Below are 22503 nucleotides of genomic sequence, written 5' to 3'. Positions count from 1 at the left end.
GGTATTGTAAGGATTTTCACCCTACAGCTTGAAGATTTTCCATTTTGTAGTCATAATTAGGGTTAATGATTATTGCAGAACGAGATGATTATTGTTATTTTCCACCAGGTTTCATACACTAAGAACAAGTGTCTACTTCTACATAAGTAAAGGTGCTGAGTCCCGTGAGACCATTAAGCTTTTTAAGTAAATTAACGATTTTTGCCTTTGTAATTAGCACGTTGCCGGTGATATTCATCGGTTCTTTTTCCTATTTCACATCATCTAATGAGATCCAAAAGAACGTAAACAACAGTAAAATGGAACTTATATTACAAATCACCTCAAATGTAGAACATAAGTTAACAACTGTCAATCAAACATTAAACCAAGTGATCAACTCTAGTGTATTAAAAAAAGCACTAAATAACCCTTTAAATGAAACCGATTTCATTTTATATAATGATTTAAGAAACGAAATCCGCAATATGCAATCCTTCGATACGAAACTTGAGGATGTCATCCTGCTCAATCAGCAGCAGAACTGGATGATCAAAAATTCAGGCGTCTACCGTCTGAATGAATACAAAAACCACGCGCAACTCTCTAATCTAATGAATATAGCTGACGATACTTCATGGATTTTGAATCCATCGTCCTTATTTTATAGCGAGGAGAGCATTAACGTCACTGGCTGCAATTACAGCATCAGTCTTATCAAAAAGCTTCCCACCAATAAGCTGCAAAAATATGGGCTTGCCCTAGCTAATATTCCGGTCTGCAGTCTTCAGGATTTCATTAATTCAGATGTGCAGCCACTCGATGACATTATCGTTCTGGATCAAGCTGGCCGTTTCCTGCTCCACCCGGATACCAGCTTAATCGGAAAACCTAAAGAGCAAGGCGGATTTAAAGAAGTCCCTTTAATCTCTGATCCTTCTAAACAATCCGGACAGTTCAAGACTGTGATCAACAAAAAGAATTACTCCGTCACTTTCATGCGTTCTCAGTTAAATGGCTGGGTTTATCTATCGGTTACTTCCATGGAAAGCTTGACGAAGGAGTCCAATAAAATTGGTATGTTTACGATAATCGTGTGTACCTTTATGCTCTTGTTCTCCATTCTTCTGGCCTGGATCGGCTCCAGGCGTATGTACACCCCTATCGAAAGACTGCTTAATCAGATGGGCCAACGCAAACCGGATATTAAATCGAGACATCGCAATGAATTTCAGATTATAGGAGAACAAGTTCATTCTTTGTTCCAATCCAAATCACAGCTGGAAAAAGAAGTCCGGCAACACTTTCAGCAGGTTCGTACGTTTTTTCTGATCAATGCCTTCCACGGCAATGTTAAGAAACGTGATTTACTCGAAGAATTAGGGCAATTCGGTTACCAAACCCAGCTTGAAGAATGGAAAACCATGGCAGTAATTACGTTGTCTATTGATTATGCCGAGGATTCCAGCTATGAGAAAAAAGATCTCAGCCTCTTATTGTTCGCTGCCCACAATATGATCGAAGAGTTAATCTGTCCTGAACAACGGCTGGCTCCAGTGATCATGGACCATGCGGTAGTCGTATTATTGGGCAGTCCAGACTGCGATACCCAGTCTTTTCATAAGACACTGTATTCGTTAACGGAGAAGCTGCAGCAAGAAATAAATAATTATCTAAAGGTGCAGGTGAGTATTGGGCTGAGCCTGCCCTTCAACGCCTTCGATAAACTAGCCATCGCCTACAGAGAAGGTCTTGAAGCACTGAAGCATCGCATTAAGCTTGGCAAAGGCGTTATTATTCAATATGAGAACATTAACTCCGGCAAACATTATCTGAACTTGAACTACCCTACGCATAAAGAAAACGATCTAATGGATGCGATCAAGCTGGCTGAAACGGATAAAGCCAAGGAACTGATTCATTTGCTTTTTAAATCTATCTTTGCCCTTGAGCTTTCACCACAGGAATATCAAATCCCGTTGACCCGCTTACTCAATAACTTGCTCATTATGATGCAGGAATCGGGCATTAGCTTAAATCAGATCTATCATGCTAATGGCTCTATTTTTGAGGAATTACATGACCTTCATACCGTGGCTGAGATTGAGGATTGGTTCTGGAGCATGGTCATTTACCCGATGATCAAAATTTTTATCAGCAGGCAAAATGCCCAATACCAAAACATCTCTGAGAAAATCATTGATCTGATCCAACATGAATATGATACGGATCTAACCTTGGAAGAATGCGCTTCTCGACTGCATTACAACGCCAACTATATCAGCAGTGTCTTCCGTAAGGAGACCCAATACTATTTCAGCGAATATTTAACGATGTACCGATTTAAAATGGCAAAAAAATGGCTGCAGGAAACCGATATGCCGATCAAAGATATCGCAGCCAAATTAAGATACAACAATTCTCAGAATTTCATTCGATCTTTCCGTAAACAGGAAGGGATGACCCCTGGACAGTACCGGGATAACAATACAGGCGCTAAATCCAAACCAACATTTGACGAATCTATGTAAAAATCACAAAATAATCGTTCAAGGCCGAATCTAAAAAAAAAAGAGTCTCTCTTTTTTTCGGAAAATATGTTAACGTGTGCATATAACCATTTAGGGAGGAATTTGAACGCAATGTTGAACTTTCGTCTAAATACTAACCGTGTAGAACAAGATGCGATTTCTCAGGAAACCTCACTACTCACCCTCTATCCGCTTGAGACGGATCACCCCCGTCCTTTTATATTGGTATTGCCTGGTGGAGGTTATCAGCACTTAGCCAAACATGAAGGAGAACCTGTGGCTCAATGGCTAAACAGTCTAGGTATTCATGCAGGTGTACTAGATTATCAGGTCGGAGATTTCAACGTCTCTTCTTTGTTAAATGATGTTGAGGAAGCTCTCAAATGGATTAGGGAAGCACCCAAAGCTTGGAATTTGATCTCAGACAAAGTAGGGATGATTGGATTCTCGGCAGGAGGACACTTAGCTTCCATCTTTTCTACCACTAGAGCAGAGAAACCAAACCTTCTTCTATTAGGTTACCCTGTAATCACTTTCCAAGAGCCCCATTCGCACAAGGGAAGCCGGCTACATTTTCTTGGAGACGACCCATCACAAGCGGAGCTTGACTCCTTTTCCTCAGAAGCCCAGGTGGATTCACTCACACCTCCAACCTTTATCTGGACAACAGCGAACGATGCCAGCGTTCCCGTGGAGAATAGTCTGTTGTTCGCCTCTGCCCTGTCTAATCAGGGAATTCCTTTTGAATTACATATCTTTGAAGAAGGGCGGCATGGTTTAGGGCTTGCAAAAGAACACCCTCATTGCCAGCAATGGCTTTCCCTTGCTGAGAAATGGTTAAGGGAACGCCAATACGTTAAAGGAGAAGAAGACCTTATGAGACAACAACTATTTATTGCAGGCGATTCCACTGCGGCCATTAAAGGCGCTGGAGAAAAACCTATGACCGGCTGGGGAGAATACCTGCAAAGTTATTTTCGGACTTCTATTCAAATCCAGAATCGTGCAATTAATGGTCGAAGCACCAAATCGTTCATAACAGACGGCCGCCTCGATGCTATCAGAAAAGACTTCCAACCCGGCGACTACCTGTTTATTCAATTTGGACATAACGATGAGAAAAAAGATGATCCATTACGTTACACCGATCCTGAAACCGAATATCGCCATAATCTCATTCAATATATAGATGCTGCTAGGCAGCTAGGGGGGACTCCGGTTCTGTTAACCTCTGTAAGTCGCCGCCGCTTTAACGCCGATGGAGAGCTGGACCCGTTTGCTGTAGGTGCTTATCCCGAGGTAATGAGACAAGTGGCTGAAGAAACGCACACTCCGCTACTTGATATTTTCCCAGCCTCGCAAGTGCTCTATCGTTCATTAGGCGAAGAGGAATCCAAGAAGTTATTCATGCATTTGCCAGCGAAAACACATCCCAATTACCCAAATGGGGTTACGGATGATACTCATTTCTCAGATGAAGGTGCCCGGGAAATTGCTAAACTTGTGGTTCAAGCTCTTAAACAAAATACAGCCTCATCTCTATCAAACTTACAACAACTTTTATAAGGAGTGATCAAAGATGTCTCTAATTAAAGAAGTTATTACGGAGTACTATCGTATCCCTTTGCCAGAAATCATGGAGGATGCTAAACATGGCTTGCATACTCATTTTGAAGTTCCCATTGTCAAAATTAGAACGGATGACGGTCGTGAAGGTGTAGGTTATACCTATACTGGCGGATTTGGCGGCAAAGCGATCTGCTCACTAATTGCTAATGAATTAACACATATCTTAGTTGGCAAAGACGCCAGCTGTGTGGAAAGTATCTGGGAGCAGATGAACTGGGGAATACATTATGTTGCTCGCGGGGGCTTGGCTAGCTTCGCCATTGCGGCATGTGACATTGCGTTATGGGATTTACGTGCAAAGAAAGCAGATGAACCTCTCTACAAACTTCTGGGTGGCGCAAGCAATGAGGTCAAATGTTATGGTGGAGCGATTGATTTAAACTTCCCATTAGAAAAGCTCCTGCGCAACAATCAAAAATACTTAGATATGGGCCTCCAGGCTGTCAAAATTAAACTAGGCCAAAAAACATTAGCTGAAGATGTGGAACGAGTGGCTGCGGTACGCCAATTGGTCGGCCCGGATGTAGCCTTTATGGTCGATGCCAATATGAGCTGGAGTGTGGAAAAAGCGATAAAAGCCGCACGTGAATTTTTGAAATACGACATTCTCTTTTTAGAAGAACCAACGATTCCGGAAGATTATGTCGGCTATGCACGGATTGCTGAAGAAACAGGAATGGCCGTTGCAGGCGGAGAGAACTTGCGCACATTAACCGAATTCCATCACATGCTGCAATATGGTCATGTTGATTTTCCTCAACCTGATGCTTCCAATATAGGCGGGATAACGGGCTGGTTAAAGGTAGCTCACTTAACACAAGCCTATAACCTTTCCGTTTCCACACATGGAATGCAGGAATTGCACGTTAGTTTGTTAGCAGCTATGCCAAATGCAGGTTATCTCGAAATGCATAGCTTCCCTATCGATCAATACACTACACGTCCGCTAGTGATTAATAAAGACAATGGGATGGCAGTTGCGCCAGAAGTAACGGGCACTGGTGTTACCTTTGACTGGGACAAATTAGCACCTCACAAACAACAATACTAATAGGAGCGATCGATCATATGAGCATTCCCCTTCAACTAGGTGTTCGAGCACATGATTTCACACAAGTTCCATTGCAAGAGTTAATTGAGAAGATTAAGTCCTATCATTTCACTCATATCCAGTTCGCACTTAAGAAATCTTTTCCTGATAGTGCCCCTAGCCTGACGGCTATAAGCCCTGGAACAGCCAGCTATTATGGCAATGCCTTTAGACAGGCAGGTATTCAGATTGCGGTTCTGGGCTGCTATGTAAATATTGTAGACACCGATCCTCACAAACGGGCGCAAGCGTTAGCCGCATTTAATACCCATCTGCGCTTGGCCCGGGATTTCGGCGCTAGTCTGGTAGGTACGGAAACCGGAAGTGTGGGACTTGGGTATACCACAGATAATTTTACAGAAGAAGCCTTCCAAGAGGTGGTGGCATCAGTTAAGGCCATGGTGGCGGAGGCCGAACGTTTTGGTGTGACGGTAGGAATCGAAGCAGGACTTCATCATCCGCTGTACACCGCGCCCTTAACCCGCCGACTTCTGGATGAAGTCCCTTCTAACAATCTTCAGGTCATATTGGATTGCGCAAATCTAATGTCGCCTACAAATTACTTGCATCAAGAAGCTATTATTACGGAGGCTTTGAAGCTTCTAGGAAATCGAATTGCTGTCATTCATTTAAAAGACTTTATCGTCCAAGAAGGAGCCATAAAAATAGTCCCTGTAGGTCAAGGGTGGCTAGAGTTTGAGCCGATCCTTCGTTATATGAAATATGAACGTCCTCATATTCAAGGAATCCTGGAAAGCACTCCTGAGTCACATTTAGGAGAAAGCATTACCTTTTTGCAACAGATATACGAATCCTTGTAGGGCTTCATCCCATTAAAACTAATAAATCCACTGCACACCTCTTTATCTTACCTGGTGCAGTGGATTTTTATATTCTGTTTAACATCCGTTTGACCTCCATCAAATAATCGCCTGTTATGATCAGGGCATCAAGAGTACCTGGGAGGGGTTCCATGCGTCTTGCTTTATTCACGGACACATTTCTTCCGCAAACCAACGGAGTTTCACGTACGCTTCAACGATTAACCACCCATTTGAAAGAGCGCGGTATTGAACATCTGCTTTTCTCACCAAAATCTGCTCCTGAAGACAGTTATGCCGATCCCATACGTCCCATTACCAGCATCCCCTTTTTCTTATACCCTGAATGTAGACTCGCACTGCCCAATATGTCCTCTATCCAATCAGAGCTGAAAGCTTTTCGTCCCGATCTGCTTCATATGGCAACTCCGTTCAATATCGGTCTCTGCGGCCTTCGTTATGCGCGCAAACATGATCTGCCCCATGTCGCCTCCTATCATACCCATTTTGACCGCTATCTTGAATATTACCGGATGAAAAAAATCGCTCCGCTCTATTGGAAATACATGAAGTGGTTTCACCGCTCCTGTGATGCCACCTTTGCACCATCCTACGAAACCCTCGATTCCCTCCAAGCTCAAGGCTTTCATCGCCTGAAGCTATGGTCCAGAGGCATCGACTGCCAGCAGTATACCCCCAAAAAACGCAGCCATGAGGTCCGTGAGCGCTACGGAATTACCGCACCGTTACTGCTTCTATATGTGGGAAGAATCGCCCCTGAAAAAGATATACAGACGCTTGCTCTCGCCATGCAGCAATTGCCCGAATCTACGCAATCTCAGGTTCATTGGCTGGTCGTTGGAGACGGTCCCCTTCTGCCGGAAATGCGGGCACAGGCGCCGCATAATGTCACGTTTACAGGCTATAAACATGGTGACGAGCTTGCCCAATTATATGCCTCCGCAGATCTGTTCATCTTCCCTTCCAGTACAGAAACCTTCGGTAATGTTGTCTTAGAGGCTATGGCCTCAGGACTGCCTGTCCTCGCAGTAAATGAAGGTGGGGTGAAGGATCTGGTCACACCCGGCCGCACAGGAGTAATTGTCGAGCCCCGCTGCCCGGATGCTTTTATTCGTGAGATTTGTGCATATGTAGAGCACCCTCAAAAGCTAGCTGCTATGGGGCATGAAGGTCGACAGCTGGCACTCGGCCGCTCTTGGGAGAATATTTTTGATGGACTCATCCGCGATTATGAAGAGATCATTGAGAATAGGCGTTATGATCTTATACCGGCTTTACTACCATTAATATAATAATGACGATAGTAAGTACATGAACTGCCGCTTCTAGCGGAGCGATCTTGTTCATAGCGGTAGTGTAACCATCAGGAATTTCTTCCCCTTCGCTGGTCATTACGAGCTGGGTTAGCTTTTTCAATCGGGGCTCAACCATTCCAATAATAATCACTTCGATCACGATAAAAAATAATAACGACAGATTTAACCACAACACCGACAAGCCCATTTTATCTATGATCATTAACAAAATACCTGTAACGATCAGGGTGATCCCACCTGTCTTAGGGAATCTGTTTATTTTCTTCATAAGACCAAATACAAAACGAAGCTGACTGCCTGTCTTGGCTGAGCTTGTCAGTATTGGCAGCACAAAAGCTGGTCCAATTCCCACTATGGATGCTATAACATGTATAACTACCACAAGCTTTGAGATCATATGCGTCAAATCCATATTTACAATCCCCCCTATCATTCGTTGTTTAGATTCATATGAGGCTGATAGGAGAATTAGTCTTGCAGAATCCTTTAAATCTTAGATAATCTAAAAAAAGCGCCTAGCCGGATATTACCGACTTAGGCGCTTTTTTAACAAATATTCAGTTATTTTACCGTAACTTTCATGATCGCACTCTCATTTACCCCTTGATCATTCAACAGTTCAGCCCGGTATTCATAGATGCCTGGAGAACGGTTAGTGATAGAAGTAGAAGCCGTTTGTGCGTTTGGGGTACCCGCTGTTAAAGTCTGAGTATCGATCAGTATTCCGTTCTCATACAAGCGATACTCTTTGCCGTTCATCCCCCACCATAAATTCATAGTCACTTTATACTCTCCATCACCATCCCAGTTGTCATTGGACAACACCGGCTTAGCTGGTGCAGCATCCTTCACGATAACCACATGAGCAGCAGACACCGTTGTGCCAAAAGAATTGGTTAGCTCAGCCGTATAGGTGTAGGTTCCGTTTTCTTTTCCGGTAATATTAGTCACTGCAGTCTGTGCAGCTGGGGAATCATCACGTAAGGTTTGCGTGTCGATTAAGGCACCGTTCTCATATAGCTTGTAGACCGTACCATTATTGCCCCACCACATATTCATTGTGATTTGGTAATCCCCGTCCAAAAGTCCTGTATCCTGCCCATTATTATTGGATAGAACCCATTGCCCCGGAACACCTGTAGCCTTCTGAGGTCCACTTACGAACACAATCACTTGTTCTGTCGTCGAAAGTCCAGCGTTATTAATGGCTGTTGCGATGAACGTATGCGCTCCCGCAAGCCCTGTGAGTGGAATCTCATCTCCATAAACGACAGGTTTACCATCAAAAGTAATATCCAGACTGCGAATACCAGACTCTGGATCTTCCGCTACGACCTGCACCTTCAATACATCCGTTTCACTCATTTGAGCAGAAGGTAAACCAGAAATCGTAGGTGGTGTAGTATCTTCAGTTTCTCCCGGTGAGCCTACATATTGAATTTTTGGAGCCGCTGGTTGTTCCATCCCTTCACCAAGAAAGAATCCAGGGTGCGGAGGTTGATTATAGCCTACATTTTGCCAAGCTACTGCCAGGCGGTAGATCGGATCATGCATCAATGTGCGAATACGATAATCTGTCATATCCGTTGTTGTGTAGATCTGTAGTTCAGAACTGTCCGTTGCCCGCCAGATCACTTCTTCACGCCAATCCCCGAACAGATCTGCCTGCAAGCTTGGATTCGCCTTGGTGCCATTATTTGAAGAAGCACCTACAGCCGTGAATAAGTTAACCGTTGTCTGATTGGTATAGTCCCACTTATCCACTCGATTCGCATCCAGTAATTCACGTAAAAGATCACCATCCCACCAAATACCAAAATTCGTGGAGGAAGGCAGTTTTTTAGTGATTAGTTCCCCTTGCGCACTGTATAGGCCCGTAACAGGTATATGCTCCTCATTGGTGATCGTTGCAGCCCATACCTCTTCGCCAGCATATCGCGGATCAATATCTGCTGACATTCCCCGCCCAGTGTCAATCCCCGTGAATACACCCCATAATATTTCTCCTGTAGCTGCATCACGCATTTCAATCCCATACTTCGAATCGGTATGCTCATGAACATCAAAGACTTCCAGCCCGGGTCTGGTAGGATCAAGGTCTCCGAAATGAATTGCATCACCATGGCCAAGCTTTGTATTATACAGCGGCAATCCGTCATCGTCGATTGCCATCGCGCCGAAGGTTATTTCGTCCTTGCCGTCGCCGTCCACATCGCCTACAGAAAGATTGTGGTTTCCTTGACCAACGTAGTCTCCATATCCTTCATCATTAGAATCGAAACGCCATACTTTCTCGAGCTTGCCCTCGCGATAATTGTAAGCTGCAAGTACGGTTCTAGTATAATAACCGCGGCTAAAAATCACGCTTGGCTGCTCGCCGTCTAAATAAGCTACAGCTGCCAAAAAGCGGTCTACACGGTTACCATAGGTATCCCCCCAAGCGCCAACATCTCCACGTGGCGGATCATAATCAACGGTATCCAATGCCCGGCCTGTTGCCCCTTCGAACACCGTTAAATATTCATTGCCCAGCAGCACATAACCCGAACTGTTACGATAGTCTGCACTGGCATTGCCGATGACTTTTCCTTGACCATCCACTGTGCCATCTGCCGTCTTGATCATAATTTCGGCACGTCCATCACTATCCAGATCATATACCAGGAATGGAGAATAGTGTGCGCCGGCACGAATATTAGGCCCTAAATTAATCCGCCATAAGCGAGTTCCATCTAATTTATAAGCGTCCATATAGACAAGTCCAGTATACCCAGCTTGAGAGTTATCCTTGCTGTTCGAAGGTGACCACAGCATGATGATTTCATATACACCATCACCGTCCAAATCACCTACACTTGCATCTCCCGCACTATACGTATACGGTTGACCATCCTTGGTGTAATCATCTGCTGGCTTTTGCAAAGGGATCGATAGATATTGCTTCTGCCATACGCTGAATGGTTCCGAAGCAGATTTCTCGACTCCATTGATTACTGATGTGATTCTATATTTGGCATCCTCCGTGCCTTTAGTATCGAGATAGTTCGTGTTTTGAGTAATCAACGAATCATTAAGTTTCTTATCGCCACGATACAGATTGAATCCTATCGTTTCCGGATCCAGACCTAACATCCGCCAGCTGATATAAACACCCTCATCTGTCTTAACCGCTACAGGCGCACGATCCAGCGCCTCCATCTTCCGGTATAATGTTGTCACCGCTGAGGTTTCCAACGTAGCGGATAGATCAGAGATGCCGCCTGCATTTACCGAGGCTACTTTGTAATAGTAAGGAATGGTAGTCAGAACGGTCGTGTCTGTGTACGAAGCTTCGAATGATTTGCCGATCAGGATGAACTCACTGTCTGCGGATTTCGCACGATAAATGTTGAACATCCGTGCATCCGGTACCTCATTCCAAGTAAAGGTCACATCATTTTTGTTCGTAGATTGTACCGCTAGACCACTAGGTACGGCTGCTTTTGCTACGGAGGGGTCAATCATAGACACTTTTAGCGCATTGGAGCCTACAGATTCCAGTCCCGTGCTGTCGACCGAAGTTACCGTATAGATATATTCCATACCAATATCCGCAGTGGTATCTGTGTAGAGCGGCTCTGTTGTTTCGCCCAGCAGCTCTGCACTATTCGCAACCGTAGCCTGACGATATACACGGTATTTCAGCGCACCCTCCATACTATCCCAAGAAAGATTAGCAGTGATAGGCTCACTGTTTAAATCCAGGCTACCCAGTTTCAGATTCGTTGGGGCTAATAATAACGGTGTGATCTCCAGCCCATTGAGATGAGCGGTTGTGCCACTAAAGACAAGATTCATCTGCCCGTCTTTGACAGCAATCTGGTTATACAGCTTCTCAGCAATATTTTCCTTACCTGAGGAGACTGTTCCGTAATCTTTGCCTTCAATGGCTACATTCGTCTTGGCAGATCCAATCCAATCTCCTGTATAGGTCTTAACAGAGTAATAACCATTGGGTAAATCAACTTTGAATTCATACGATCCTCCAAAATAAATCACAAAATCTCTGCGCAGATCGTCCGTCGCATTTCCCCGATCCCGATCAATCATCCCTGCACTCGAGGTCAAACCATATCCACGTTCTGGGGTATACAGGACATTCACATTCACTTCCGTATAACCCGCAGCAACGGGTGAACCAACAGGTCCAAAATCATAACGATACTGAGCGGATTTCGTAGTCAGCTTCACTTCATCTGAAGGCTCAGACTCTCCTAGCCCGTTCACTGCAGTCACTCTTACCGAGTAGCTTTGACCTTCAACCAACCCGCTTAATGTCAATGAAGGGACAGTTGAAGTTCCCGCTAATGTATAAGCAGATTCGGCTTCTACCGCTAGCTTACGATAGATTTTATAGATATCTGTACCTTCTACTTTATTCCATTTCAATACTGCACCTGCATTACTGATACTCCCAGCTACAAGACCTTCAGGCTTCACAGGCACCGTTTCCGGCTGTTTGATGTCCTGCACAAAGCTGGAGAGTGGAATATTTAATTCCCCTATTCCTTTGGCCAGCAGACGGGCCATTTGAATGGCTCCGTATTCTTGAAAGTGAGTATCGTCTGTCGAGCCATTTGGGAAAGCACCATATATCCCTGCATCGAGGTGAAGGAATACAGAGCGTGTAGCTGCAAAACCGATAGAATTGTAAAAAGCTACACTGAGTGCGCTAAGATCGACCAAATCAACATCAAGTTCACTTGCTACCTCTTTCATAGCCTGCACATATTCTGGAAAGCTCACATTGAATTTTTCGCTCGCAGCATTATAATCTCTGCGCCCCATGGGGGTCACCAGAATCGGAATTGCTCCTCTTTGCCTAGCTCCATTGACATATGTTTTTAAATAAACTTTGTAATCGGCTGGAGAAGCATATCGGTCTGGAACGCTAATCGTTGCGTCATTATGACCAAACTGGATCAGGAAATAATCACCCGGTTGGATCTTACGCAGCACTTCATCCAGCCTTCCCTCGACAATAAATGACTTAGAACTGCGGCCTCCGATAGCGTGATTCTTAAACGTTACTTCCTCACTAAAGAAATCAGGAATCATTTGTCCCCAGCCTGCTTGTGGTATCCAATAAGGATCATAAGTCTGCACGGTTGAATCACCCGCAATATAAACCGTTGGCAATTCATTAGCAGGACGGTCTGGCTGCTTAGTAATCACCAGTGCATTGATATTTGGCTTAGTGCCAGAGAACACCAAGTTCATTTGTCCATCCACTAAAGCAATGTCAAAGCTCATTTCCAAATACTGGCCTGCTGTTTTGCTCGTCTGTTGAACTTTTTGAATGGATTCGACTTTGATGCCAATCTCTGTATCTCCGGCGCTGTCACCAGCGATAAGTGACACTGTATAATCGCCATTCGGTAAATCTACATTAAAAGTTGCATCCTTAGGAACCACAAAATCTGATCGCAAAGGATCTGAGGTTCCTCGGTCTACCCCAGTTACTCTCGATATATCTGTAAATCCATATTTAACCTCAGAGGAATAAGATACCCCTGCATCTACCTTAAGATAACCTTCAGCCACAGCACCCGGACCAAAATCAAAGGAATAAACATCCCCTTCTGGCAAAGTTCCAGGAGGCGTATACACGGCGCTTTCCACCTTGTTAGATAGCTCTGATTCGCCTTGGTCATTGGCTGCCTTCACCCCATAATATTGCTGTTTTGAGGTGTCCGCTGAGGCATCCGTAAATGTCGTCTTCTCTGACTGACCAATCTCATGGAATGTTCCATCTGCTGAATCAGACCTTAAGATCGTATAGCGGCTAGCTCCAGCCACACTGTTCCAATTCAGTTGAACAGAACTTACACCGACACTGACAATTGAAAGACCGGTTGGTGCTGCGGGAACCTCTACCCCCGGAATTTTGTCTACGGTCACAGATGCGCTCAAAGCAGACTCCTCACCCTTTCCATTTACAGCTGACACATTGTAAATGTAACCACTGCCTTCATTTACATCTGAATCCACGTAGCTGTTAGCAGCAGCTTGACCTATGGCTTGAAGGGTTCCACTAGAAAGAACCGTTCGATAAATATTGTAATAGACTGCTTCTGTCACGCTGCTCCACCCCAGAGATACCTCAGTGGGAGTGATATTATGAAACACTAATCCCTCAGGGGCTTTCAATGGACCTGGTACAATCTGCTGAATAATTAGTCCATTTAAATATCCGCCAACCCCTGTACCCGTAATGCCGACGGTCAGTTGACCATCTTGAACAGTCGTCCGGTAGGTAGCTTGATTTACAGCTTGCTTGCTGCTTATCGACCCAGCCGTACTACCTTCCAAAGTAATCGTAGTTTTGGTTGTACTTGTACCCGCTAGTAAATCTCCTGAGTATACAGTCACATCGTAATCCCCATTAGGAAGATCCACCAAAAAAGAATAGGACAGTCCCAATACAAAATCGTTGGTCATATCGTCTCCACCCGAGCGATTCCTCGAAGCAACCGCCTGATCTAAACCATACCCTAGCTCATTCGTATATAATTCAGATTCATGCACGCCTGTATAACCACTCATAACAGGACTTGTTGCTGTTCCAAAATCATATTGCAAGGTTATTGGGCCTGAAGCTGCACTGGCCTGTTGCCCCCCAAATGTTGTAGATGGAAGTATTGATGAACAAATGAAGATCCACGACAATAACACCATAAATATTTTATTTCCAAGCTTATTCCTCTTCATCTTCCGTGCTTCACCCGCTTTCTTATGATTGAAAGAACTTAGTACGCATCTAGCCCCGTTGTAGTAAACGCTTACAATAAGCTTCGTTGTCATTCGTTCTTCAAATATAAGTTCACTTCGTGCGCGTATCCCCTCCTCTTTGCTCAGGCAGCTGGATGGTAGATGATTCCAGTTTCACTCATATCCAACACGATACTACCACCTAAGTGTCACTCTGAACATTTAAAAAACAGATTTTATCATACACTAAACCGTTCAATTTCTTCGCCTATAGTTATAAAAACCTACGATTTGGGAAGAAGTTAGGACAGAAGAATCAGTGAGGGGACACCCGCTTTTGAGATCACGACAACAGTTTTGCTATTCCTTCATCCTTAACCATTCGCTTCTGAGCAATCCATAGGAATAAGTATCATGCCAGATTGGCTCTCCATTACTATCATATTTAAAATAACCCGTCTGCAAAAAATGTCCTTCTCGACGAAGCTTCAATCGTTCAAGCAGTTTCCATGAGCGTGTATTTTCGGGATCACAGTTCGCAATCACACGTCTCATTTTCAGATTATCAAAGCCATAGTTTAACAATTGATTACAAGCCTCTGTAGCATACCCGCTTCCCTGAAAATCAGGGTTAAAAACATATCCAAATTCCCAAACGCCAAAAACCTTTGGTTCGCTCGCTTGAAAATATAAGTTGCCGATCATTTTTGTCGTAGATTTAAGACAGACTGCCCAAAAAGCACGGTCCGATGACCGTCTGAGCGCCTCAGTGCGAGATTCATCTGCATTAAACACGGAATAGGGCTCATATTTCACAACACTTTCTTGCGACAAATATTCATGAAGGTCTTTCCAATCCTCTGCTGAGAACCTTCTAATCCATAAACGTTCGGTTTCCATAATTTCCATCAGAACAACACTTCCCCAATATTAATAGTAAATATATACCATACACCCCATAATACCCCTATTCCTTTTTTATTTCATATGAGCAAAATCATTTCACAAACAGCAAATAGGCCTCCTTGGATTCCCAAGAAGGCCGATGAATGTTTCTCTATATCTTAACTCTGCTTAAACTGCCACCTGACGCAAATAATCGTTCGATATGCTTCTGAACGGTTGGGTCCGGGATCAGTGGCGGGGCTTGATGGGGTTTTACCCGAGCATCAATAATCACGTTGTCACAGGACCAATGTTTATACTCAGTAGAACTGTTCACTCCATAGATATCATGAGATGGATTACTTCGGGTGAACGTCGCCCATAGGAAATTGTCGATCTTTTCACTCAAAAACTCGCTATCATCACACAAAATAATCATTGGGCAAGAAGGAAGTGACCCTTGCTCCTGAATAGCTTCACTAAGCTTGTTCATTTCCAGTGCTGCTTCAGCGTAGCTTGTGAATTTAGCGCCTTGAAGGGCAACAAGACCAGGCATCACCATTCGTGCATGTTCAAATCCCTGTAATTCTTTCAGCAGGCCTGGCACCTCTGTACATAGCTCTCTTTTCTTATCCCCTACTGCTGCGAAGATCACTTTACTTCCGCTGTTTAATCCTGTGCCGGAATAATCAAGTGTATCAATCGTGGTATTGGTATAGAAATGAATATCTCTATGAAGATTAATCCGCTCTAAGATATACGTCAAGAAATCCTCGATATTATGTGTGCTGATAGGCTGATTCTCTTCTGCTGTAATAAACAAAAACTTAGCTAAACTAAGCTGACCCGTCCCTAAAATCCGGTTAGCAATGGTCAGAATTTCCGCTGGCTGCTTTACTTGCTGATAAGGCGTATAACGTTCACTGCCAATGGCGAACAGCAGGGGATGAACACCCGCAGCATCGACTGCATGAACTTCTTTGACGCCCGGAATTTCTTGGCGGATAGCCCCACCTGTCAGCTCGTGAATTAACTCACCAAACGCGGTATCCTCTTGTGGCGGCCGGCCGACAACCGTAAATGGAAAGATTGCATTTTTTCTGGCGTACACTTTATGTACTCTCATTACTGGGAAAGGGTGAACCAAGCTATAATAGCCTAAATGGTCGCCAAAAGGCCCCTCCGGCTTCGTCTCACCAGGGTGAATTTCACCTGTTATTACAAAGTCCGCATCATTGCTTATACAATAACCATCCACATAGCTATAGCTGAAATGGCGTCCTGAAAGTAATCCTGCAACGATCATCTCACTCATTCCCTCAGGCAAAGGCATAACCGCCGATAAAGAGTGAGCGGGTGGTCCACCGATAAAACAACTCACTTTAAGCGGTTGTCCTTGGCGGTTCGCTTTTTCCTGATGTACGCCAATGCCGCGATGAATTTGATAATGAATGCCCACTTCTTTATTTAATTCATACTCATTTCCAGTCAGCTGCACACGGTACATTCCCAGATTGGAGTTCATAATGCCCCGCTTGTCCGGATCTTCTGAATACACCTGCGGCAAGGTTACAAAAGCACCACCATCTCCCGGCCAATGTGTGATTAGCGGAAGATCAGAGATACTAATTTCCTGAAAACCGCTTGGCAGACCCCCTGGCTTTTTAACAGGCAATGCTTTTCTCGCGGATAATCCGGTACCAACATATTTAAATGGATTTTTGAGTGCTTTTACGGGATCGTTGCGAAGGGCAATTACGTTATGTGTGGAGTCCCAAGTACGCCGAAAGATAAACTTACTGCGCTCTATCGTTCCAAAAAGGTTAGATACGGCCCGAAACTTCGAGCCTTTTACATTTTCAAATAATAATGCAGGTCCACCAGCCTCATAAACCTTTAGGTGAATCGCCGCCATCTCTAGATAAGGGTCCACTTCTTCATGAATACGAACTAAATGTCCGTGTTTCTCTAAATCATTAACACACTCTTCTAAATTGCTATATTTCATTTCATTACTCCGATCTCTAGAAGGTTATTACAAGATTACTTGGATGCTTTAATTATACCCTGTAAGATATTAAAATAAAGCGCACGCGTACCCTATGTACTAGAACCTAACGTCTTTATCTTGTATTCTCTGGTTTCGGTTCACTCCGCAATATATTTTTAGCAGGAATACCTACAGCCGAAGCGTTATCCGGCACATCCTTTACCACGACAGACATGGCCCCGATATTAACATCGTTACCAATGACAACCGGTCCAAGAATCTTGGAGCCTACTCCAATAAAAGCTCTGTCTCCAATCACTGGCTCTCCTAAGTTATTTCTCCCGCCAATAGTCACTTGATGAAAAATAGTAGCATGGCTTCCAAGCACCGCTTTAGGACTAATGATAATCCCATTTAAACCATGCGGTAAATGAAGCGCGTCACCAATTTGAGCTTGAGCGTGAAGCTCGCCATTCGCAAGAATACGGACAAAAAGCACATCCATTATCCGATACAAAAGCCACAAAGGTTTTCGCACGATGCCATTCTTCACTCGATAATACACCCAATTTCCATAACGATAAGTAAACAAGGCCATAATCGTTTGAGGATTTTTCAGATTTGCTTTCCAGTCCGTTTTGAATGATTTCATCATTTTATCGTTCTCCTTTTTAGGGGCTAGGGTATGCACTGTATTCTGGAGTAATGAAGGCAACTGTGGATAAAACATCTGGGAGGATCGCGGGCTGGAGGGTCAGTCGGTGATTGTACTTTCACCAGTGTAAGATAGATTCTGAGATTCATCAAGCAAGTGGGCAGTTCTCTCTATATAATCATCAACCGATTTAGAGGCTTGTTAAACAACAACACGCGCCGAACAAAAAGATCGGCGCGTGTTGAACAGCATATTCTCTATTAAATCAGATCCAGAACAATCACATTCACGGAATTGGCAGCTAGCTTCACAATTGCCGTGTCTTTATCAATTACGATTTCCGTTTCAACTGGTGTAACCTTCTCATCATTTTTTCTGTTCACATTAGGTGTGTGAACCAGCGAGGCGTCTCCGGTTAAGGTAATCCGTTTACCCGTAGCAGCTACTTTTAAGCCTTTTAGATCAAGCTTCGTTGCTTTTTCTACACCATCCGCATTTACAAGCTTCACATAGAGATGCTTATCATCTTTAGTTACGGAATTGTATACCTCTCTGTTATAAGCCTCAAGCTTATAATCCAGTACTTTGCTTGTTACCTTGCCATCTGTATAAGAGCAAATCAAATGTTTGCCATCTGCTCCGCCATAATTAACGGTGATGGTATATTCCGTATGATCCGCAAGCTCTTCATAGCAACTGGCTCTAAGGTTACCAGCAGCGGTACTAGAGGAATAATCGCCGAGAGTATAAGCCTCAATCCCTTGCTTGTACACCTTGACTCCTGTGGCATCGCCATTATAGCCAATTGCATATTCGATAACATCTTTATTTTCCGGTGAGATTTCTGTCAGACCTGCGCCTACATAGAAGCCATCTTCGCCAGAAGCTTTTTCAGCTACAACCTCTACTTTATAATTAGTCCACGCATCATTAAGGATATACAATCCATTCAATCCGCCATTCTGCGCTTTCAATACCAGACCTTTGGAAGGATCCATCGTATATCCGGCAGAGCCAGGAATCACTTTCCAAGCTTCATCCAGCGGCTGCGTGAAATCTTGATCCAACCATACACTGCCATCTACATTCGAAGTCACTTTCACCCGTTTCACGATCACAGCTGATTTCCCGGCAGCCACTTCAATTCCTCCATGAGGAATGAGGTCTACCTTCTCCCCGTTGCGATAAGTCGAAAATGAGGTGCCAACCACTTTGGTTCCCAGGTATTTAGCATACAGCTGCTGAACATAATAGTTCGGTGTGTACCATACGGTTTCATCATCGAACCAGATGCAATCCGGTGTCCATCTATAGGTGCCATCTGTCAGAACCTTGTTGAACAACGGTGCCGTTGCCGCCAATCTAATCACATCAGAGTTATTCTCGAAGCTGGACATAATCGCCGCCTCAGCAACAGCTCCTGCCAATGTGTTTTTATCTGTGGAAGCATATTCACCCACAAAAACCTTTGAAGTTTCAGCCTCATCCAAGCTGCCGTCTTCCTTATAGGCTCTGTAATAGTAGTTGTAACGATCAGCATTCTCTAACAAATATTCATTGGAACGGTAGTAATGCTCATCCGCAATGGTATCCATGTAGTTCTTTTGTTTTTCGTACCAGGTAACAGTCTCTTCGATGCTCGATGTACCATCCGTAAAGCTGATTTTTTCCGAGCCCTGTAAATTTCCGCTTAGGAATTTCCAACCTTGCTGGTAAGCATCATCATCTGCCTGTGCACCCACGGTAGAGAGAATAGTCAATTCATGATCAGGATAGTTCTTCACCATATACTCATCAATCACTGTTTTAAAATATTCGAAGTTGGCGAAAAACTCTGTACCCCAGTTTTCATTCCCCACACCCAAATAACGCAGATCAAACGCTGCTTCATGGCCCATCTTTTTACGCAATGCAGCCCACTCATTATTGTCAAAATCCATGCTAATCGCAAAATCAATCAGATCCGTAAAGTTCTTCACATAATAATCTCTTAACGCACCGCCAGCTGGATTCGCATAATCCGAACGAGCTTGACAGAGTACGCCGCAGGCCATAACCGGAAGTGGTGTTGCGTTCAAATCCTCGGCTAATTGGAAATACTCCATATATCCAAGACCCATGGTCATCATGTAGCCCCATACGTTATAGTTCTCTTTGCGCAATTCGATATCGTTGACGGACTCTTTCCAATCGTACACGTTCTCCCAAATGTGAGAACCTTCAGAAATACAACCCCCAGGGAAACGCAGGAAGGTAGGATGAAGATCAACGAGTGCATTCACTAAGTCTTTTCGCAATCTATAGTTTGAATTTCCTTTATAGTTAGCATGAGCTGTAGCAGAACGTTCCTCTTCACCAGCGCCCCAAACGTCATCAGGAATTAAGGAAACCATATCAATGGAGATCTCACCGTTAAAGGTTAAAGCCAGCTGACCAAGCACAGTTTCAGATCCTGTTAATACAAGCTTTGAATCGACACCATACTTCTTCCAGCTGCCGTCACCGTTTACTTCAACAACTGCAGTATCGCTGATGGCTTTACCGTCTTTGTCGAGCAATTGCAAGGTAATTGTGCCCGCTGCTTCTGCCTTCGCCCAAATCGTGAAGTTGTACTTGGCATCTTCCTGAATAAACATCGAGCAGTGCTGATTGGAATCGGCAAAACCTCTATTATTAATCGTCGCGCCATCCGCTACCGTCACATAATGCGCATTCATATCTTTATCATCGATGCCGAAGAAATCGTTTAATCCGCCTGTATTATGGACAGTCATTTGGTCTGTATCCCCAGACCATGCGTGAAGAGGTGTATAATTTCTTCCAGTGGAAGCACCATGTACACCACATACATGCGAATAGCTGTCAAAAGCAAAAGATTCGAAGGAGCGATTCTGCACTAGCTCTGCATAGATCCCACCGTCTGCTGCATTGTTAATGTCCTCATAGAATAAACCATATAGAATTTGGCTAACATCCAAAATCTCCTGATTGCCGTCAATCGTTAAGGTGTAAGGTGGCAAATCTTCCGGAAGCACAGACACAGTGAAGCACTTTTCTACTGTACTAGCTCCCTTTTTCAAATGTGCTGTAAGTGTTACGCCTTGAGCAGATTGAACTCCTTTATTCACAACGCCTTCATTAGAAATGACTTTGGTATCGCTGGATACCCAAGATACGTCAACTTTCTCGCCCATCAGCGAAGCTGGCAATTCGATATCTTTGGTAATAATCGAGCTTGGGAAGGTTAAGTATTTATCTTTTGCAAGCTTAACGATATCTTCATCCGTCAAAGATTCGCACATAATTTCAATCACTTCATCTTGAGTTAAGCCTGCTTTATATACACGGAAGTCCGAAATATAGCCGCCAAAATCAACATCTGCCGCGTACTGGGATTTCCCGATTGTATTATTGCTATAATTCAGTTGGTCTTCAAAAGTAGCAAACCATGTGCGCAGCTTAGCATATGTGCCACTCGAGGTTTGGCTGATCATTCCATCCGCAACTACTTCACCATTTACATACATCACAGGACCTGCACTGCTTAGTGTTCCACCTTTTGTGCCTGTAACTGCAAAGGAAACGTGTACCCATTCATCAGTCGCAAAGGATTTCCCTGGATCTGCAATTAAGTCTTCCCCTGCAAAACAAGTGCCCCGTAAATTGCGGGTTACAAAAAGATAAGGTCCTGTTTCACCTTTACCAAAATCAAAAATTCTTTCCCATAAGCTTGAAGCTTTGCTTACATACATCCAGGTCGAAATCGTAATTCCTGTATGGTCACTGACCTCTTTAAGCAGATCGTTAGGTAATGAAATATAGGATGTGCCATGTTCTCCCCCAGCAAGCGCAACAGCTTGTCTACCTGCTACGGATTTAATAGCCGGCAGCTTCGTACCTGAAGCGGTTCCATCATTGCCGTTCCCCGAGAAATCTTGACCTACATCCTCTGGATTATCAAACTTATAATGCGCAATTAGACTACCATTAATAAATTTGTTACCGTTGTCATTTTTCATAGAAGATCACCTGTTATCTTTATAGTAGAAATCTTAAAAACCTAACCAAATTAGTTCATTGCCGTTTATACGAAACATAATAACATATTTTATAGTCAATTAATATATTAACCAATTAATATTTATGTGAAATAAAAGAAAACATTTTTTATAATCAAATATTACCAAATCAATCAATTGTTTCATGGTAAAATATCTGTTAGTTAATAAAGGAGTGGTGAAAGTTGAGCGAGGTTGTGAATGAAGAGGCCAATTCTAGTGATTTATTTACGATTGATTGTAAAGATATTTTTCTGCGGGAGTATAGCGTGGAGGATTTAGAGGAGTTTCATGCGCTTACTCTACAGCCTGAAATTATTGAATTCTTGCCGGATTGGAATGTTCCTAAAGAACAACGGTTGGACTGGTTAATAAACTATGAAATAAAAGAGAACCAGCAGTTTCTTCAAGCGATCTCAGCGGGCGGAGATATCGGAGAGCTTCGTCTTCGTTTAGGCATTATTTTAAAAGAGTCCGGTGAGTTTATTGGTTGGTGTTGTACAGGAATTAAGGATGAATTGCCCGTTCCTAACAGAGAGATTATGTATGCCATATCCAAGGATCATCGCGGTAAAGGCTACACTACTCAAGCTGCCAAGGGATTAATTAAGTATTTGTTTGATAATAGCTCTACCGATGTATTAAACGCCATTGCTCTGAAACACAATATCCCGTCTAATAGAGTCATTCAAAAATGTGGTTTCGAGCTTCTTGACGAGATTACAATTGAACATCAAGACTATAATTATTACCGGCTTTCCCAGCAACAGTAGAATGA

At 43.7% G+C, this 22503-nt stretch carries 12 protein-coding genes; 6 read left to right on the top strand and 6 right to left on the bottom strand.

Translation table 11 applies throughout. The annotated features are described in order from the left end of the window. Positions 1-164 precede the first annotated feature (164 nt). From MHH89_RS01180 to MHH89_RS01160, 5 genes are all read left to right on the top strand, one after another. Complete coding sequence (locus tag MHH89_RS01180; RefSeq protein ID WP_076218529.1) at positions 165-2510, top strand: helix-turn-helix domain-containing protein; 2346 nt, start codon at positions 165-167, stop codon at positions 2508-2510. Between the two features lie 111 nt (positions 2511-2621). After that, entirely contained in the window at positions 2622-4076 is a 1455-nt protein-coding gene (locus MHH89_RS01175) for a GDSL-type esterase/lipase family protein (protein ID WP_341086098.1), read from the top strand. Positions 4077-4089: 13 nt separating this feature from the next. Further along, positions 4090-5190 carry a mandelate racemase/muconate lactonizing enzyme family protein gene (locus MHH89_RS01170; RefSeq protein WP_340034249.1) on the top strand — a complete coding sequence of 367 codons (1101 nt, stop codon included), beginning with the start codon at positions 4090-4092 and terminating at the stop codon, positions 5188-5190. A gap of 17 nt (positions 5191-5207) precedes the next feature. Continuing rightward, the gene (locus MHH89_RS01165) at positions 5208-6050 is read left to right on the top strand and encodes a sugar phosphate isomerase/epimerase family protein (protein WP_076301282.1); all 843 of its coding nucleotides are present in this window, start codon (positions 5208-5210) and stop codon (positions 6048-6050) included. A 152-nt stretch (positions 6051-6202) separates the two neighbouring features. After that, entirely contained in the window at positions 6203-7363 is a 1161-nt protein-coding gene (locus MHH89_RS01160; protein ID WP_340034248.1) for a glycosyltransferase family 4 protein, read from the top strand. On the opposite strand, the gene MHH89_RS01155 is transcribed toward MHH89_RS01160, so the two are convergent. The 6 genes from MHH89_RS01155 to MHH89_RS01130 form a co-directional block, all read right to left on the bottom strand. Further along, positions 7335-7799, bottom strand: coding sequence for a DUF2269 family protein (locus MHH89_RS01155; RefSeq protein ID WP_232061246.1), 465 nt, complete (start codon positions 7797-7799; stop codon positions 7335-7337). The genes MHH89_RS01160 and MHH89_RS01155 overlap by 29 nt on opposite strands. A gap of 149 nt (positions 7800-7948) precedes the next feature. Beyond that, a complete protein-coding gene (locus MHH89_RS01150) occupies positions 7949-14137 on the bottom strand; it encodes a rhamnogalacturonan lyase family protein (RefSeq protein WP_341086095.1) in 6189 nt (2062 codons plus the stop codon). A 360-nt stretch (positions 14138-14497) separates the two neighbouring features. Further along, positions 14498-15046, bottom strand: a complete 549-nt coding sequence (locus MHH89_RS01145) for a GNAT family N-acetyltransferase (RefSeq protein WP_175618910.1) — start codon at positions 15044-15046, stop codon at positions 14498-14500. Between the two features lie 148 nt (positions 15047-15194). Further along, on the bottom strand, positions 15195-17030 hold the full coding sequence (locus MHH89_RS01140; protein WP_340034247.1) for a UbiD family decarboxylase: 1836 nt from the start codon (positions 17028-17030) through the stop codon (positions 15195-15197). Between the two features lie 115 nt (positions 17031-17145). Continuing rightward, positions 17146-17667, bottom strand: coding sequence for a serine O-acetyltransferase (locus MHH89_RS01135; protein WP_036679239.1), 522 nt, complete (start codon positions 17665-17667; stop codon positions 17146-17148). 260 nt (positions 17668-17927) lie between these two features. Beyond that, on the bottom strand, positions 17928-21686 hold the full coding sequence (locus MHH89_RS01130; RefSeq protein ID WP_340034246.1) for an alpha-L-arabinofuranosidase C-terminal domain-containing protein: 3759 nt from the start codon (positions 21684-21686) through the stop codon (positions 17928-17930). 224 nt (positions 21687-21910) lie between these two features. Here MHH89_RS01130 and MHH89_RS01125 point away from each other — a divergent pair, with 224 nt between their 5' ends. Further along, entirely contained in the window at positions 21911-22498 is a 588-nt protein-coding gene (locus MHH89_RS01125; protein WP_341086092.1) for a GNAT family N-acetyltransferase, read from the top strand. Positions 22499-22503: the final 5 nt, after the last annotated feature.

This window comes from Paenibacillus sp. FSL H7-0323 (genome assembly GCF_038002725.1).
Classification (GTDB): domain Bacteria; phylum Bacillota; class Bacilli; order Paenibacillales; family Paenibacillaceae; genus Paenibacillus_AQ; species Paenibacillus_AQ odorifer.
The sequence above is the reverse complement of the archived record's forward strand: the minus strand, read 5'-3'. Positions and strand labels throughout refer to the sequence as shown.

Excerpts from the sequence above, each read along its gene's own strand:
- MHH89_RS01175 (WP_341086098.1), top strand. The coding sequence starts at position 2,622 with ATGTTGAACTTTCGTCTAAATACTAACCGTGTAGAACAAGATGCGATT.
- MHH89_RS01170 (WP_340034249.1), top strand. The coding sequence starts at position 4,090 with ATGTCTCTAATTAAAGAAGTTATTACGGAGTACTATCGTATCCCTTTG.
- MHH89_RS01165 (WP_076301282.1), top strand. The coding sequence starts at position 5,208 with ATGAGCATTCCCCTTCAACTAGGTGTTCGAGCACATGATTTCACACAA.
- MHH89_RS01160 (WP_340034248.1), top strand. The coding sequence starts at position 6,203 with ATGCGTCTTGCTTTATTCACGGACACATTTCTTCCGCAAACCAACGGA.
- MHH89_RS01155 (WP_232061246.1), bottom strand. The coding sequence starts at position 7,799 with ATGGATTTGACGCATATGATCTCAAAGCTTGTGGTAGTTATACATGTT.
- MHH89_RS01150 (WP_341086095.1), bottom strand. The coding sequence starts at position 14,137 with ATGAAGAGGAATAAGCTTGGAAATAAAATATTTATGGTGTTATTGTCG.
- MHH89_RS01145 (WP_175618910.1), bottom strand. The coding sequence starts at position 15,046 with ATGGAAATTATGGAAACCGAACGTTTATGGATTAGAAGGTTCTCAGCA.
- MHH89_RS01140 (WP_340034247.1), bottom strand. The coding sequence starts at position 17,030 with ATGAAATATAGCAATTTAGAAGAGTGTGTTAATGATTTAGAGAAACAC.
- MHH89_RS01135 (WP_036679239.1), bottom strand. The coding sequence starts at position 17,667 with ATGATGAAATCATTCAAAACGGACTGGAAAGCAAATCTGAAAAATCCT.
- MHH89_RS01130 (WP_340034246.1), bottom strand. The coding sequence starts at position 21,686 with ATGAAAAATGACAACGGTAACAAATTTATTAATGGTAGTCTAATTGCG.